At 41.9% G+C, this 17,301-nt stretch carries 14 protein-coding genes and 1 riboswitch; of the genes, 4 read left to right on the forward strand and 10 right to left on the reverse strand.

Annotated elements, in window-relative coordinates:
• Nucleotides 1-11 precede the first annotated feature (11 nt).
• Nucleotides 12-1,247 (reverse strand): aspartate kinase, encoded by a 1,236-nt coding sequence (locus V1497_RS14815; RefSeq protein WP_349408300.1) that lies wholly within the window; start codon nt 1,245-1,247, stop codon nt 12-14.
• Nucleotides 1,248-1,640: 393 nt separating this feature from the next.
• A riboswitch (Lysine riboswitch) is annotated at nt 1,641-1,830 on the reverse strand.
• Between the two features lie 168 nt (nt 1,831-1,998).
• Between V1497_RS14815 and uvsE the strand changes: the two genes are divergently transcribed.
• Both uvsE and safA read left to right on the forward strand, forming a co-directional pair.
• Nucleotides 1,999-2,955, forward strand: a complete 957-nt coding sequence (uvsE, locus tag V1497_RS14820; RefSeq protein ID WP_349408301.1) for a UV DNA damage repair endonuclease UvsE — start codon at nt 1,999-2,001, stop codon at nt 2,953-2,955.
• Between the two features lie 67 nt (nt 2,956-3,022).
• On the forward strand, nt 3,023-3,643 hold the full coding sequence (gene safA / locus V1497_RS14825; RefSeq protein WP_349408302.1) for a SafA/ExsA family spore coat assembly protein: 621 nt from the start codon (nt 3,023-3,025) through the stop codon (nt 3,641-3,643).
• A gap of 215 nt (nt 3,644-3,858) precedes the next feature.
• On the opposite strand, the gene V1497_RS14830 is transcribed toward safA, so the two are convergent.
• The 7 genes from V1497_RS14830 to V1497_RS14860 all read right to left on the reverse strand — a co-directional run bounded on the left by V1497_RS14830 (nt 3,859) and on the right by V1497_RS14860 (nt 11,626).
• Complete coding sequence (locus V1497_RS14830; protein ID WP_349408303.1) at nt 3,859-4,197, reverse strand: hypothetical protein; 339 nt, start codon at nt 4,195-4,197, stop codon at nt 3,859-3,861.
• A gap of 153 nt (nt 4,198-4,350) precedes the next feature.
• Nucleotides 4,351-5,784: an alanine/glycine:cation symporter family protein gene (locus tag V1497_RS14835; protein ID WP_349408304.1), complete on the reverse strand. Its 1,434-nt coding sequence runs from the start codon at nt 5,782-5,784 to the stop codon at nt 4,351-4,353.
• A gap of 215 nt (nt 5,785-5,999) precedes the next feature.
• Nucleotides 6,000-6,764, reverse strand: a complete 765-nt coding sequence (locus V1497_RS14840; protein WP_349408305.1) for an enoyl-CoA hydratase-related protein — start codon at nt 6,762-6,764, stop codon at nt 6,000-6,002.
• 13 nt (nt 6,765-6,777) lie between these two features.
• Nucleotides 6,778-7,929: a thiolase family protein gene (locus tag V1497_RS14845; protein ID WP_349408306.1), complete on the reverse strand. Its 1,152-nt coding sequence runs from the start codon at nt 7,927-7,929 to the stop codon at nt 6,778-6,780.
• 24 nt (nt 7,930-7,953) lie between these two features.
• Nucleotides 7,954-8,799, reverse strand: a complete 846-nt coding sequence (locus V1497_RS14850; protein WP_349408307.1) for a 3-hydroxyacyl-CoA dehydrogenase family protein — start codon at nt 8,797-8,799, stop codon at nt 7,954-7,956.
• 89 nt (nt 8,800-8,888) lie between these two features.
• Entirely contained in the window at nt 8,889-10,034 is a 1,146-nt protein-coding gene (locus tag V1497_RS14855; protein WP_349408308.1) for an acyl-CoA dehydrogenase family protein, read from the reverse strand.
• Between the two features lie 23 nt (nt 10,035-10,057).
• A complete protein-coding gene (locus V1497_RS14860; RefSeq protein ID WP_349408309.1) occupies nt 10,058-11,626 on the reverse strand; it encodes a fatty acid--CoA ligase in 1,569 nt (522 codons plus the stop codon).
• A gap of 333 nt (nt 11,627-11,959) precedes the next feature.
• On the opposite strand from V1497_RS14860, the gene V1497_RS14865 reads away from it, so the two are divergent.
• The gene (locus V1497_RS14865) at nt 11,960-12,301 is read left to right on the forward strand and encodes a hypothetical protein (protein ID WP_349408310.1); all 342 of its coding nucleotides are present in this window, start codon (nt 11,960-11,962) and stop codon (nt 12,299-12,301) included.
• A 56-nt stretch (nt 12,302-12,357) separates the two neighbouring features.
• Here the strand turns inward: V1497_RS14865 and V1497_RS14870 are convergent, their stop codons facing one another.
• Together V1497_RS14870 and V1497_RS14875 are read right to left on the reverse strand one after the other, a co-directional pair.
• Nucleotides 12,358-13,989 (reverse strand): acyl-CoA dehydrogenase family protein, encoded by a 1,632-nt coding sequence (locus V1497_RS14870; protein WP_349410839.1) that lies wholly within the window; start codon nt 13,987-13,989, stop codon nt 12,358-12,360.
• Nucleotides 13,990-14,289: 300 nt separating this feature from the next.
• Nucleotides 14,290-15,084, reverse strand: a complete 795-nt coding sequence (locus V1497_RS14875; protein ID WP_414703569.1) for a zinc-dependent metalloprotease — start codon at nt 15,082-15,084, stop codon at nt 14,290-14,292.
• A gap of 550 nt (nt 15,085-15,634) precedes the next feature.
• On the opposite strand from V1497_RS14875, the gene V1497_RS14880 reads away from it, so the two are divergent.
• Entirely contained in the window at nt 15,635-17,188 is a 1,554-nt protein-coding gene (locus tag V1497_RS14880) for a BCCT family transporter (protein ID WP_349408311.1), read from the forward strand.
• Nucleotides 17,189-17,301 lie beyond the last annotated feature (113 nt).

Below are 17,301 nucleotides of genomic sequence, written 5' to 3' on the forward strand. Positions count from 1 at the left end.
CCTTTCTTCTGCTAAACGGTTTGCACCGGTTGACGGGCATCAAGTTCAAATGCTTCATGCAAGCATTCAATTGCAGAAATCATCGTTATACTCTCCACAATCGTTGAAACCTTAATCTCAGATGTGCTGACCATTTTGACTTTAATCTGATTTTCCGCAAGCACGTCGAACATTTTAGCAGCGACTCCTGGGTTGGAAATCATCCCTGACCCTACAATCGAAACCTTGGCAAGGTTTTCTTCATAAGAGATATGATCGAATTTCAACTGATCCTGATATTGACTCAACACTTCAAGTGTATACGTCAATATCTCTGAATCAACCGAAAAAGAGATATCTGTTGTTTCGTTCCCATTTGTATTCTGGATAATGATATCTACGTTGATCTGGCTGTTTGATAAGGTTGTAAAGAGGGCCGATAGTGTCGTCATTTCATCAGGCAAACCATGTACCGTCACCTTCGTTACATTATCCTCGAACGCAATTCCTCTCACCATCAAATTTCCTTCCATTGCTACTTCCTCCTCTATCCTCGTACCTGTGACTTTTTCTATACTGGATCGCACCTCTAACGGCACATCATAATTCTTTGCAAATTCAACAGACCTCGGGTGTAGGACCCCTGCTCCTAAATTCGCCATTTCAAGCATTTCATCGTACGAGATTGCCTCTAGTTTGCGAGCACCTTTCACAACCCGTGGATCCGTCGTGAAGACGCCGGTAACATCCGTATATATCTCACACTTTTCAGCATTTAACCTAGCGGCTAAAGCCACAGCTGTTGTGTCAGAACCACCTCTACCGAGAGTAGCAATCTCCTTCTCTTCTGTAAGCCCTTGGAACCCAGCAACTATGACAATCTTTCCAGTTGCTAGGTGCGCGGTGATGCGTTTCGGATCGATGTCCATAACTCTTGCATTACCGTGTACCGATTCCGTAGCAATACCGGCCTGCCACCCCGTAAGCGATATCGAATCATAGCCTTTTTCCTGAAGTGCCATTGCAAGCAATGACATAGAGACTTGTTCACCTGTTGAGACAAGCATATCCATCTCTCTTTTAGAAGGCTGGTCAGAAATGCATTTGGCTAAATGGATTAACTCATCCGTACTTTTCCCCATTGCTGAAACGACGACAACAACCTCGTTTCCTTGCTGAGCTGTTTCTATGATCCGATCAGCTACATTTTTGATTCTTTCCACTGATTCTACAGATGTGCCACCATATTTTTGAACGATTAACGCCATGATTCCATTCCTTTCATCTCTTTAAGTATCTGTTCAAGGCTGTTTTTGATGTTGAACAGCTTCAGGCGGACGCTTTCCGCGGGCAACGCTTCAGCCTCACTTCCACAGGATGTGGTGACTTCGACGTTCACCATAGGACGTGGTGGGTTTTTAGTCGAAGAACCTTAATTCCTTGGTCTGCGGGGTCTTCAGCTGTTGCTTTTCCCGCTGGAGTCGCCGCCTTACGCTTCTGTTTTCTTTAATATCAACGATAAAAGCTAACAGAGCCTAAAAAAAGGATTGACATCTCAACGTGTGACGGGCTTTCCAAACAACCATAAAAAATGGTGGATTGAAAAAACGATACGTCAGACTTGAGCGTCAATCCTCAACGTCTGCCACACTTATTCCCTTGCGTGAGATAGTCCTCCATACGACTTCAGGGATGGGTCGTATGACAGCCCTGCATTTCTTCAATACAGGTCCAGCTGGATCATGGTTGAGGCACCACCCAGCTTCGGCGAATTCCCCTTTCCTTTTGCACTCGTCAGAGCTCAATCTCTTCATGCAAAGTACTGATGGTTTCCGCGCCTCTACCATCACTTCATTTACATACGAAGTGTGGCCAAAAATTTAATTGCTTGTATTTTATCAAAAACCTGAAGGGTATACAAGATAATTCTTTTGATTGGAATTTGTTTCTTCTCACATATGTATAGGGAAGAAGCAAATAATAACGTTATCTTCATCGGCAAAAGGAGACCTGATCGACATGATCCTTCGTTTTGGATATGTATCAACAGCTTTGAATTTATGGGAATCCACCCCTGCACATACATTGACATTCACGAATTGGAAGAAGCTTGATAAGAATGATAGGAAGGAAAAACTCCTTCGTGTGACTGCTAAAAACATTGAAAATACCAAACGAGCGGTTTACTACAACATTGCTCAAGGAATCCATGTATATCGGCTGTCTTCATCCATCGTGCCGCTTGCAACCCATCCAGAGGTTCTGTGGGATTACATCACCCCTTTCCGAGACAAATTCAAAGAGATCGGGGAGCTCATCCAAAAGTATTCAATGCGGGTCAGTTTTCACCCTAATCAATATACCCTCTTCACAAGTCCGAACAATCGGGTTACAGAAAATGCAATCAGAGACATGGAATATCATTATGAGATGCTCAAAATGATGGGTGTACATAAACAGGCAAATATGAATATTCATGTTGGTGGGGTCTATGGCGACAAATCGACAGCCATTGAACGCTTTCATGAAAATATTGAAAAGCTGGATAGGACGATTAAGCATCAAATCACTCTTGAGAATGATGATAAAACTTATACTTCTCGGGAAACATTGGACGTTTGTAAGGCACATTCCCTACCATTTGTGTTTGATTATCATCACCACTGGGCAAATCCGGGTGAGGATAAAGTAGACGAACTGCTACCTGAGATATTTTCAACCTGGGATAAGGTCGACTATCCTCCGAAATTCCATTTGTCTTCGCCGAAGACGGATAAGGAATACCGTGCACATGCAGAATACGTTGATATTCAATTTGCCCTACCATTCATAAAAAGCTTGATCCAATACGGCGAGGATGCAGACATTATGATTGAGGCCAAAAGGAAGGATAAAGCGGCACTCCAGCTTGTTGAAGAGTTGGCCTCCATCAGGGGATTTAAACGAATTGATGGTGCAGTAATAAAAATAAAGTAAAAAGCTGGTATGGTTATGCCATAAATTACCGCTTTAATAGTTTGCTAGAATTTGTAATACTTTTAGTATGAAAACACTTACAAAACTACTCACACTATTGTTGTCTGTCACTCTAGTCGCGGGTATTCATAATGAATCTTCAGCTGCTTCATCCCATACAGTCAAATCTGGTGATACGATGTGGAAGATTGCTTCATACTATCAGATTGGTACATCTGAAATCATTCAAGCGAATCCACAAGTCGAAAATCCAGATCGAATTTATCCTGGGCAAAAATTGAACATTCCCGATAATAGCGGCGTAAGATCCATTGAAAAGCAAGTTGTGCAGCTTGTTAATAATGAACGAGCGAAACATGGTCTTCAACCGCTAAAAGAGAATTGGGAGCTTTCAAGAGTTGCCCGGTATAAATCAAAGGATATGATTGAACAAAATTACTTCAGTCATACTTCTCCTACTTACGGAAGTCCATTTAAGATGATCAGAGACTTCGGTATTTCTTATCGTACAGCAGGAGAAAACATTGCAGCTGGACAACGTACAGCTGAAGCAGTAGTGGATGCATGGATGAACAGTGAGGGTCATCGTAAAAACATCCTATCAAGCAACTACAAAGAAATCGGTGTAGGATATGCTAAAGGAGGGAGCTACGGACATTACTGGACTCAAATGTTCATCAGCCGATAAAACGAATTAAGCCACCCGTTTGGGTGGCTTTTTTACATAAAGGCTCTGTCTGTTGAACAGCTTCAGGCGGACGCTTTCTGCGGGCAACGCTTCAGCCTCACAGACCTCGTTCCTCGCTCAGCGGGGTCTTCAGCTGTTGCTTCCCCCTGGAGTCGCCGCCTTACGCTTTTGTTTTCTTATCAACAATAAAAGCTAACAGAGCCTACATAAAAGACTTACATTCTAAGCTGGATCGGAATGATTGGATTCACAGCATCATTCTCCACTTGTTCATCCAGTAACTGCAATTGCAGCCTCAAATCCTCTTCGTCAAATGGGAGGAATTCCATGGCATCCAACTGCTCTAACAACTTCCGATGTAATTTCTTATATCCTGTCCACTTCTTCTTTTGTGCTTGTTCCATCAATGCAGACAATGTAGCAAGACACTTCGCAAGTTGAGGATCGTCACCATCCAATAGCATTTCACGACTGATATGGTGACATTCTACATAGTCTTGCTTTACATTAAAGGTCTGTATGTAGTTATTTATTCTTTCCTTTTGTGCATTCATTTGACCAGCCTCCCCGTTCCTTACGTTTATGCAATACCCGCATTTCATATCTTGTAAATCATAAAATCGATAATTTATCATTTTTTATTCTACAACAGTACCTATTTAAAAAAAGCCGGTCAATAGATGACCGGCTTTTCAGGAGAAAAGGAATTATTCACTTGAAGCTTTTTGTCGGTATTCCCTTTCTTCGTCCCACACTTCTGTATTGTGAAGACCGACTGTTCGTGGGTCGAACAGTGGATCTTTACCTTCACGCTTCTGCGCAAGATAATCCTTCAATGTGGCAAATGCAATCTTTCCAAGCATGGTGATTGCAATCAAGTTGACGAGTGCCATTAACGCCATGAATAGGTCAGCTAGACTCCAGACAATCGCAATTTTCGCGACAGAACCGAAAAATACCATTCCGATTACTGCAAGACGATAGAGGAACATCCAGCTTTTGTTTCCTGAACGCATAAATCCGATGTTGGACTCACCATAGTAGTAGTTTCCGACCACTGAACTAAATGCAAACATGAAGATGAACACAGCAATTGTTATGCCGGCCCAATCACCAAGATGTGTATTCATTGCTTGTTGCGTCAACTGGATTCCATCATTCGAACCTGTGTAGACGCCAGAAAGTATAATCATGAATGCTGTTGCAGAACAAATCAAAATTGTATCTGTAAAGACACTCAATGTTTGAATGAGACCTTGCTTGGCTGGGTGGGATACGTTTGCAGTTGCAGCCGCATTAGGCGCACTACCCATACCAGCTTCGTTAGAGAATAGACCACGCTTGATACCATTCATTAGCGCAGCCCCGACTCCTCCACCTACTGCTTCTTCAAATCCGAACGCACTCTTTACAATAAGAGCAATGACGGATGGAAGTTCAGTGATATTGACGACTAAAATATAAAGTGCAATCAACAGGTAGACAATGGCCATGAATGGAACGATCGTCTCGGCTACACGTGCAATTCGTTTGATTCCACCAAAGATGATAACAGCAACAATTGCACTTATGACGATTGCAAAAACAAATCGATTCAACCCAAACGATTGTTCAAACGCAAGAGAGATCGTATTTGCTTGTACAGCATTGAACACCAGACCGAACGTGAATGTGATCAAGACCGAAAACAGGATCCCCAACCACCGTTTGTTCAATCCTTTTTCCATATAATACGCTGGTCCACCACGGAAACCGAAGTCATCTTTGACTTTATAGATCTGTGCTAGTGTACTTTCAACAAATGCTGTTGCTGCTCCAATCAGGGCGATGATCCACATCCAGAAGACCGCTCCTGGTCCACCGAGGGAAATCGCTAGAGCAACACCTGCAAGGTTACCTGTTCCGACACGGGAAGCCGTACTTATACTGAAAGCCTGGAACGACGAAACCCCACGTCTTTTTTTGTCCTTTGAAACAGTCGCTCCCTCACCGAGAAGCTTCACCATTTCTTTTATCATTCGAAATTGTACGAAATTTGTTCGGATAGAAAAATAAACCCCTAAAATTAATAGAAGTGCAATTAACACATAAGTCCATAAGAGCTCATTTCCCCATCCGACGATTGATTCTAACCACGACACAATAATTCACCTCAATAAAGTAGTATTAAGCATACCACGCTTTATTGTATTACATCATTAAACAGTTGTCATTGGGGATTCCTGGTAATACGATTTATGTATGCTTACAATCTCTATTTCCACATAACAAATTGAGATAAACTTCCAATTATCGTTATAAAATGACAAAAACCAGGAAACCATTTTAATAATATGGTATCCTGGTTCCTGCAAACTTATTTAGCACGGTTCAGAAAGGCTTCAATCCGTTGTTTATGCTCGATTGTCTTCCTCATCTTACCCTGTGCTTCACTTTCTAAGTCTAATATTTTCGTCAATTCCAATACTTCAGTTGCGTTCAGAATCAGCTTCGATTCGATTTGAGCCTGGAAAGGTTGGTTCAGATGTTTTCCTGCAAGCTCAAATGCTGCCTCTAACGGGTCGTCCTCAACAAAATAATCAATAATTCCTAGCTCCTTTGATTCTGAAGCGCTGAAAGTCTTTCCTTGCCAAATCGCGTGCTTCGCTCGTTGATAACCGATTCTCTTCTTTAGTAGATAGTGGCATCCACCATCCGGAACGAGACCGACCTTGATGAAGTTCAATCCGAAACTCGCTTGTTGGGATGCAACGATGTAATCCGAGGCGAGTGCAAGACTGAACCCAAGACCAGCAGCAGGACCCTGGACAGCGGATATAACAATTTGGGGTAGGGTAAACACTTTCAATATCATTTCATTCACTTTTCCCATGATCTCTTTGAATAACGGATCGGATATTCCAGCACTCATGGATTGAATGTCACCACCTGATGAAAAGCCTGTTCCAGCACCAGAAAGGATGACAACCTTCTTTTCGCTTTTAATGATTTCTTCTAATCGTTCAATTAAACAATCTACCATTTCTACATTCATCGCATTCAACCGCTCAGGTCGATTCAATTCTATGTGGACAATTTCATCCTTAACACTCATTCTTACGGGTTCCATTGCTAAATTCATACAAGTCCTCCTTTTAAATACGCTCAATAATAGATGCTGTCGCCATTCCATGTCCGATACAGATGGTCAGTAGTCCATACCTTCCTCCTGTTCGTTCCAACTCATGTAACAAAGTGGTCATCAGCTTTGCTCCAGTCGCACCTAAAGGATGTCCTAATGCTATCGCACCTCCATTTACATTGACCCTTTCCAGTGGATAACCGATTGCTTTTTGCCAGGCAAGAACCACTGGTGCGAAGGCTTCGTTAATTTCAACGAGATCGATATCCTGAATCGACATCCCCGCTTTCTTCAATACTTTTCTTGTAGCTGGAATGACACCATCAAGCATCATCGTGGGATCGGAGCCGACTACGACACGTTGGAGGATCCTGGCTCGTGGCTTCAACCCTAATGATGCAGCTTTTTCTGAACTCATAAGTAGAACAGCTGCAGCACCGTCGCTCATTTGACTTGCATTTCCAGCTGTTACGACACCGTCAGGCTTGAATACAGGTTTTAAATTCGTCAATGCATCGAATGAGGTATCCTTCCTTGGTCCTTCATCCATCGTCACTTCAATAGCATTACCATCAGCATCTTGTCCCATCATCGGGACAATTTCCCGCTCAAATCTGCCTTCAGCTTGGGCTTTCAACGCCCTTTTGTGACTTTCAAGAGCGTATTGATCAAGCTCTTCTCTTTTTAACCCATACTGATCTGCAATCAGTTCAGCCGATACTCCTTGGTGTATGAAATTGTATTTATCCTTTAATGAGTCGGGGATGGTATGCTCATTTCCATCGCTTAAGATCGGTACCATCGTCATATTCTCGACACCTGCTGCAATGGTGATATCCATATCTCCTGCCAAAATTTCTTGGGAGGCAAAATGAAGTGCCTGTTGACCGGAGCCACACATCCGATTGATTTGGACAGATGGAACCTCCACTGGAAAGCCCGAATCGAGTGCAGCCAGACGCCCGATGTTGAAGCCTTGTTCGGAGTGAGGGGTTACGCATCCCATGACGATGTCTTCAATTAAAGCTTTATCAACTTTCGCTCTCTTCGTCACTTCATCCAATACTTTGCCTGCCAAATGAACAGGATGTGTATTCCGAAAAGCCCCTTTTCTTTTTCCAATTGCTGTCCTGACCGCTTCAACAATCACCACGTCCCTGTTCATGTCGATCCCTCCAATACTTCTTGATCATTCATATGAATAAAATCCTCTTCCTGTTTTCACTCCATAATGACCCGCTTCGACGAGCTTCCTTAAGATTTGTGGCGGACGGAAACGGTCCCCAAACGCTTCAACCAGTCCCTCACTCGCAAACAGCATCGTATCGAGTCCTACGTAATCAGCAAGCTGGAGTGGACCCATCGGATAGTTCAAACCGAGACGGATCGCCTTGTCTACATCCTCCAGGGATGCAACACCTTCTTCATAAATCCTCATACATTCAAGCATATGCGCAGAAAGTGCCCTTGTCGTGACAAATCCTTGTGTATCTTTGACTAGGACCGTTTCTTTTCCAACATCTTCAGAAACTTGTTCAATTGCCTTCACTGTATTGTCTGAGGTATCAATCCCTTTTACGATTTCAATCAATTTCATGATTGGAGCGGGATTGAACCAATGCATTCCGATGACTCGATCTGTACGACCAGTCGAAGCAGCAATGGAAGTTACACTTAATTCTGACGTGTTCGTTGCTAGGATCGTATGATTAGGCGCATATTGATCAAGCTTTTCAAAAATTGATTTTTTTAATTCGAGATTTTCAGGAACCGCTTCAATAATCAAGTCACGATCCTGGCACGCCTGCTCAAGCTCTTTCGTCGTCGTGATGTTGGAAAGTGTTCGCTTGGCCTCGTCATGGTTGATGTGACCTGCTTTTTCAAGACGTGCCAGGCTTTTCTCAATTTTATGACGGGCTTTAGATAAAGCGTCCTCTGTGATATCTTGTAAAATCACTTGTTTGTCTTTCATCGCCATAGCTTGAGCAATCCCATTTCCCATCAAGCCAGCACCGATGACTCCGATTTTCTTCATTTATTACCGTCTCCTTTATGAACCTATGTACAATGTTTAGGAATGATGGGCTGACCGTTATTGATTCATTCGATCAGCCCAATTGTTTTCTATAATCCTAATTCCTTTACTATAATCGTCTTCATTATGTCATTTGTACCTGCATAGATGGATGCAACCGGAATATCCCTGTAGCGTCTTGCAATCTCATATTCTTCCATGTAGCCATAACCACCATGAAGCTGCATGCATTCCGTTGCAACCTTCCGGGCCATTTCTGTCGTCCAGTATTTAGCCATAGACACTTTTTTGACCACATTTCTGCCTTGGATGTGATGATCAATTAAGTCATCCAAAAACGTCCTGCCAATTTCAACTTCAGTAGCCATTTCCGCAATTCGAAATTGAATGCTCTGGAAGTCGCTGATTTTCTTACCGAACGCTTCTCGATTTTTCACATATTCGATCGTCTGCTTCAGCATTTCTTCAGCAGCTGTCACCGCTTCAATCGCTACAATGAGCCTTTCTTGTTGGAGTTGCTGCATCAAGTAATAGAATCCTTTCCCTTCATCACCAAGGAGGTTTTCAGCAGGGACACGAGCATCCTCAAAAATAAGCTCTGCAGTATCCTGACTATGCAGTCCTACCTTATCCAGCTTTTTCCCTCTGGAAAATCCAGGAGTGCCCCTTTCGACAACCATCAAACTGATACCTTTATAGGCTGGTGACGCTTTTGGATCCGTTTTGCAGACAACCACAATCAAATCAGCATGAATCCCATTCGTAATGAAGGTCTTTTCACCATTTAAAATGTAATGGTCTCCATTTTTTCGAGCGGTCATACGGATGCCTGCAAGGTCGGAACCAGCGCCCGGTTCAGTCATCGCAATTGCAGTAATGAATTCACCACTAATGCATTTTGGAAGCCAACGCTGTTTTAGTTCTTCTGTTCCATATTCTGAAATATAGGGAGTTACAATATCGTTGTGCAAACCGATTCCGACCAAGCTCGAACCAACTCGCTCCATCTCTTCCAACAAAACGACGGAATATGCAAAGTCAGCATTCAAGCCCCCATACGATTCATCAACCCATGGACAAAGGAACCCGTTATCCCCCATCTTTTTCCAAAACGATCGGGGTATGAGCCGATCCTTCTCCCATTGGTCGTAATTTGGATAGGCCTCTTTTTGAAGAAATTTACGAAAGGCCTCCCGGAAGATTTGATGTTCTTCTTGCAAATATCTAGCTGTCATAAGACCCTCCTCTTCCCTGACTTCTATGGCATTTGTGTTTCACGGTCACGTTTGAATTGTTTTTTGAGTAAGAATTTTTGGATTTTACCACTTGCGTTCCTCGGTAGATCATCTACGAAAATGTACTGTCGGGGACGTTTGTAATCTGCTAATGCAGTACTTGATTTACAAAATTCCTCTAAAACTTCTTCATTCAGTTCCTTGTCTTTCTTCACGATGACAGCAGTGACTTTTTCGCCCCACTTCTCATCTGGCGTACCGAGAACGGCCACATCAAGCACACCATCATGTTCATAAAGCAAATCTTCCACCTCACGAGGATACACATTCTCTCCCCCTGATATAATCATGTCATCCACTCGATCAGAAACATAGAGGTACCCCTCTTCATCCATGTATCCAAGGTCTCCGGTATGATACCAGCCTTTATACATTGCTGACTTGGATGCCTCCTCACGGTTATAATAACCAACCATCATACTCGGTCCTTGTACAATGATTTCACCGATTTCACCTGGTGCAAGAATATCTTCAGGATCTGATGGGCCATGTTCATTCGTTTGGACGACGCGGATCTCATGGTTTAAGAATGCTTTGCCCGCTGATCCTGCTTTTGAGAGTTGTTCATCCTTGGATAGGAAGGTGATTGCAGGTCCCATTTCCGTCATACCATAAGCTTGAATTAGGTCGACTCCAAGTTTTTCCTTACATGCCCTTACGAGTGCAGGTGCCATAGGAGCAGCTCCATATAGCCCGTACTTCAAACTACTCCTGTTATAGGAAGAAAGATCTTGCTGTAGAATCATATTCCACATCGTCGGAGCTCCAAAGAAAACCGTGATTTTCTCTCGATCAATCACTTCCAATACCTGTTGAGGATCGAAGTGATGAATGATGACATTCGTCGCTCCCACATGGACCCTTGGCAGGAAGCAACAATGTAATTCCGCACAATGGAACAGCGGTGCACCAACCAAGCCTCGATCGTTCTCCGTAATATCAATCATGGCAATACATGCTAAACTTTGTTCAACCATGTCTCTGTGACGATGCATGACCCCTTTCGGCCTACCAGTCGTTCCACTTGTATACATGATGGCGTACAGGTCGTTTTCACTTACTTCGATCTTGGGTTCATCATCGGAACAGTTGTTGATTCGTTCATGATAATCCACTGCATAAGAAGGACATTTTTCACTAATGCACCAGAAAGACGTATCCTCTGCTTTCTCCTGAATCGCAGCAACATAAGGCTCGAGCATCGATTCGAACAAGAATACGGTCGGTTTTGCATCTTCTAAAATATAGGCGACTTCTTGTGCTTTTAGCCGGAAGTTTATCGGGTTGAGAACAGCTCCAATCTTGGCACATGCAAAAAATGTCGTTGCAAATTCCATATTGTTAAATAAGTAAGTAGATACCCGGTCTCCCTTCCTTACGCCTGACTCAACCAGTGCATTGGCAAGCTGATTAACTTTCATATTCCATTCTGAATAAGTCCAACGTTGATTCGTTCCTGCATCCACTAGTGCCTCTTTGTTGGGAAACTTCTGTACGGTTTGACTAAACAACTTTCCAATCGTTACATACATACTTGTTCCTCCTTCTAATAGAGAGAATATGTTTTTCATTTTATCCTCGAGCACTGATGCTAATTGACTACGAATCCTCCTTATCTCTAGCAATCTATTTAGTTAATTCTTTATGAGCGGTATTAAATCCTACTAATTTTAGAATTTTCGTACAATTAATGAAATTAAATGGTTGTTTTATAGATTTTTGATATAAATAGGGTTAATTGTCGAAAAAACGGGGTAATAACCTAGTAAACAAATCACAAGATAAAAATAAAAAAGTATAGACTTCACAGGCTTTTGGACTATGTAAAAACCATACAAATACCAAATGGATAGGAGGAATTCGAAATGAGTAGCCTAAAGCTACCGATTTTCCAGAATGGAGATTGGGTCAGGGGGAAAACAATTAATGACGAGATTTTACAAGGATTTATTCATTCGATTCATCCTGCTAACGGTACTGTCAAAATTGTTGTGACACAGTCTGATCATCACAAGATCGTAGGGAAAACGGTTGAAACGTTCATCCACCGAATCCAACCTTTGACAGAATCGATTGATGACCAGGAGACTTTCCTTGAAAATCTTATTGATGTCGCTCTACTGACCAAAGATAAAGATTGGTTTATGGAAATTTGGGATCGCCTCGATGAACTACGCAAGCAAAAAGAAACGACGATGCCATGTTAAACAGGAAGGATAGACAGACCTGAACTGAAAGGGCTGTCTATTTTTTGTGCATGAAATCATGTCTTTTTTATGGTCACGTCGGGCATTAGTTCTGAAGATGGATTCATGAAGACATCGAAATACTCAATTGGCAGGGACTCTCTATCTAGCTGGTTCTTTCTCCAAATTTGATTGCAAAATTGCCGAGCAACGAGCAGTTTTCGTTCTCCCCCCATCTCAGCCTCTTTCATTGCCGAAACACTCAAATATAGATCAGCCATGAGGTTGGCTATCCGTTTAGAATGATAGGTCTGATGATCCGGCTCAAGCCTTTGTACATGTGTAAGGGTCTCATGTAAATGCTCTAAGCCTGACTCGATATCATCTGTATAAGGTGTAATATGATCTGGGAGTCCAGTCATTAGCTTACGCAAATACGTTACGAAGATTTGATCAGCTTTGTAACGATTTGTTAATTTTAGAACTTCTAATCCAAGAATATTTGCTGTCCCTTCCCAAACCGTTAATACTTGAGCATCCCTGAGCAGCCTTGGGGTCACGAAATCTTCTATATAACCGTTACCACCGTGCATTTCTATTGCTTCGTGGGAAAATGTAACAGCTTCTTCTGCCGTTCTCAATTTCATTAAAGCAATCAAGAGTCGATGAAGAACCTTTTCTTCTTCAGATACACGATTGTTTTCTTTCTGCATCACACGATCAAATAGGGAAATGAGACGAAACAAAGCCCCTAACTGTACCTCTTGCCTACTCGTCAGATTGACGAGGTTTTCCTGAATCATTGGATATTCTATAAGATTCTTTCCGAATGCCTCACGTTGCTCGGCATACTTTTTAGCTTCAATGTATGCTCTTCTCATAATTCCTACGGATGCAATGGCATTACATACTCTTGATAAGTTCAAGGCTTCCATCATGTAATAAAAACCTTTTGATGCATCTCCAATCAAATATGCTTTGGAACCTTCAAATTCGACTTCGGCTGAAGGGACGGCTCTAACACCAAGTTTATCCTTTAATCTTCTGACCTTGATATTGTTCAGCGAACCATCATCTTTCTTCCAAGGGACGAGAAACAAGCTCAACCCTTTTGTTCCTTTGGGTGCTCCTTCCATCCTTGCCAACACCGTTGCCACTCCACATGCCCCTGCATTGCTTGCAAAATACTTTTCACCTGTCAGTCGAAAATGATCTCCATCCTTTACTGCAATCGTCTCGTTCGCACCAACATCAGAACCCCCTTGACGTTCAGTAAGGAAGGTCGCTCCTTCATAGAGCTCTGTTTCACCTGTAGAAAGAACGTGTGGCAGGAATTTATCTTTCAGCTTTTGATCCGCGTAATGATCCAACAAATAGGCCGTCGCCATGGTTAGCGTAACAGGGCAATAGAAGCCTGGCTCCGTTTGGGAAAGCAAATAACCTTGTGCATAGGAATAAACATAATTCCCTTTTTGATTCAGTTCTGGAATTTCTTTGTGGATATAGCCAACAATACCTGTTTTGTACGTCTCCTCCACGGTCTTTTTGTATCCCTCATTCAACCACACCTGTGAAATATCGTTTCCGAATCGATCATATTTGATTAATTTCGGCTGTCCTTCCCGATCAGTGTGGCGCGCTCGTTCGTCAAATTCTGTTCCACACTTCTTTCCAAGCTCATTGAGTTGATTATAAGCCCATTCCTGCATCGGACCTTCCAAATATTGCTTCAGGACAAATGTAAGATTTGAATCTTCCAAGAAGAAATTCACTTAAACACCAGCCTCTCTTCATATGTTTGTTTCTATTATATAGGACTGCATCTGTAAATCTAACATTTTTTTACATTACAAAGTTAAAAAAAGAGCTGCGTAACATGTTGTACGCAGCAAAGAAGTGTGTTTATGCAGATTAGGGGGTATCACAATTACGATTATACCGAACGTATGTTCTATTGTAAAGAAAAAAATGAGGCTGATCAATCTTGTCAGCCTCATTTGTTAAGAATATTAGCTTCCGTACCAATATTCGTTTTGTTCAATCTGGTCATCGTGGTGTTGAGCCCAATAATCGACGCTATACGAATAATCGTAATTCATAATGCATTTGATTCCACTACCTTGCGGATCATGGCCGAGTCCGAAGTTATGTGAAAACTCATGCTGAGCAGCATGCCAGGTATTGGTTGTACCCTGGTCCAAGTTTACACTGAATGCACTTCCGCTTGGTGCAGAAGAGTAAACGTAAGCGATTCCTCCAGCATCGAAATTCGCATCACGGGTGAAACCTACAACAAAGTCATAGCTGTATCCGCTCCAGTCGTTACTAAGATCGGATAAGATTTGAGATGCATTGCTACCTTCTGAGTACCAATTCCCTACAGCTTGCACTTGGAAATCGATGTCATGATCACGATAGAAAGCGTTATCTGCACTCTCAACAGCGTTCTGGATACGAGTTTGCCAGTCACTGTACTGTGCTCTATATTCCTCATCTGCAACCGCCAATACGGTTACGACCCTGGTTGCAGCTGCTGCTTGCACCATTGATTTGTTGTTCAAGGTATTGCTTTTGAATGTTCGTTTTCCAATTTCTTTCCCTTGAGCATTCAGGATCTTTGCAGTGGAGCTTGATTCCACTTTAGCAGGCTTCATACTTCGTTCATTCGTATTTTCTTTCGCTTTCGGTAATACTTCCACCTTAGGTGTTTCAGAAGCTGATGCATTTTTAGCTTCAGTTAGTCCTGGGACAAGTGCGACAGAAAGTGCTAATGACATAGAAAGAAATGCTTTTGATACTTTCAAAAAACTACCTCCCCAAAAATTTCATTGCGCGCGCTTTAATATAGGAATTGTCCATCCACATGCTGATTTCCTTCCATGTCATATTGGGAAAGAACCCCCTGATTTTCGTCAAGAATATCGTAATTTCTACTTCTTCTTTCCCAATGAATCTTTCTATCCACTTTATTATTCAAACTATTGAAAGCTATTTTACTAGTTAATGTTGATTCCAAAGAAAAGAAATATCTTATTGATATAGCTTTTCTTCTTTTAATAAGAGATCATGTTCGTCTCTCCTAAAGGTAGCCCTTTTGAGATGTTGACTAACCTCATCGTTTCGGTAGGTCTAAAATAACTTAACGAAATAGTTACTTTATTACTACATAAATTACATTTAAAAGAAGTTATTTATTTCATTTCATCCTTTTATGGTTATTTCTTACCATTTAATCGCTATGTGAAAACGCTTCCAAATTTTATAATTTTCGAATAAATAAAATATAAATTTTACATTCGACAGGATTCGTGTAAAATTATAAATCGTGAAAAAAAATATCAAGGGAGAGATTTGGTGGATAAGAAAAGAATAATAGATTGGCCAACGTTCATAGGAGCTTTTGTCTTATTACTTGCCGTAACCGTACCTTTGATTCTTTATCCTGAACAAGGGGAAGCTGTTGTACTGGCAATGAATTCATTCATAACAGGTAATTTTGGGGTTTTATACTTAGTATTCGGTTTAGGAGTTCTTATTTTCCTCCTCTATATCGCATTCAGTCGATTTGGGAAAATACAAATGGGGAAAGATATCAAACCGGAGTTTTCCAACTTCTCATGGGCAGCTATGCTATTCTGTGCAGGAATTGGATCAAGTGTCCTTTATTGGGGAACAATCGAATGGGCTTATTATTATACAAGTCCTCCACTCGGAGTAGAGCCGAATTCCACTGAAGCGATTCAATGGGCATCATCTTATGGAATCTTTCATTGGGGTCCGGTCGCATGGGCAATTTATTGCTTACCGGCATTACCGATTTCCTACTTCTATTATGTTCGTAAGAAACCTGTACTTAAAATCAGTGAAGCATGCCGTCCATTAATCGGTAAACTTGCTGATGGTCCATTAGGAAAAGTCATTGATGTCCTGTTCATTTTCGGACTATTGGGAGGCGCAGGTACTACACTTGCTCTCGGTACGCCTCTAATCGCAGCAGGATTGAACAACATGTTTGGATGGGAAGAATCCCTTTCCCTTAAAACTTATATTCTAGTCATATGTACGACGATCTTTGCAATCAGTGCTTACTCTGGACTGAAAAAAGGAATCAAGGTCTTAAGTGATATCAACTTATGGCTTTCCTTCTTACTATTAGGATTCGTCTTTATCGTCGGACCTACTGTTTTCTTAGCAGAAACGACGGTAAACAGCCTTGGATTGATTGCGGACAACTTCTTCCATATGGCGACATGGACAGAACCATTCAATAACTTTGGCCCGTTTGAAAAGACGAGTTTCCCAGAATACTGGACTGTGTTCTATTGGGCTTGGTGGCTTGTTTACGCACCATTCATCGGATTGTTCATCGCTAAAATTTCAAGAGGACGAACAGTGAAGCAAATTATCCTTGGTACCATCCTTTACGGTACACTCGGCTGTGTATTATATTTCGGCCTACTCGGAAACTATGGTCTATACCTTGAGCTTAGCGGTAAGTTCTCTGTCGTTGATGTGTTGAATAACCAAGGTGCACCAGCAGCTATCATGGGCACACTTGAACAATTACCTTTAGACTGGATTGTGATCCCGGTATTCCTTATTCTTGCAGTCATTTTCCTATCAACGACGTTCGACTCTGGTTCATATATCCTGGCTGCAGTCGTTCAGAACTATGTGGAAGATGAGCCTGTAAAATGGAACCGCCTATTTTGGGCTTTTGCACTATCCTTGCTACCATTGATCTTAATGTACATCGGCGGACTTTCCAGCCTACAGACAGCTAGTATACTCGGTGCATTCCCATTACTAATCATTATGTCAATGTTGGGTGCCTCGTTCATTAAAGCTGCTGATCACGACTTAATCATGGAAGAAAAGAAAAAGAAAGAACAGAGAAAAGCAAGCTAACCTATCTAACAATTTCCTATTTTGAAAGCTGTTAAACATGAAACCTCTGCCATCCATCAATTGGCAGAGGTTTTTTTACTCTTTTTAGAATAATGGTATACTTCTACCGTAAA

The sequence above is a fragment of the Pseudalkalibacillus sp. SCS-8 genome (assembly GCF_040126055.1).
In the GTDB taxonomy this organism is placed as follows: domain Bacteria; phylum Bacillota; class Bacilli; order Bacillales; family Fictibacillaceae; genus Pseudalkalibacillus; species Pseudalkalibacillus nanhaiensis.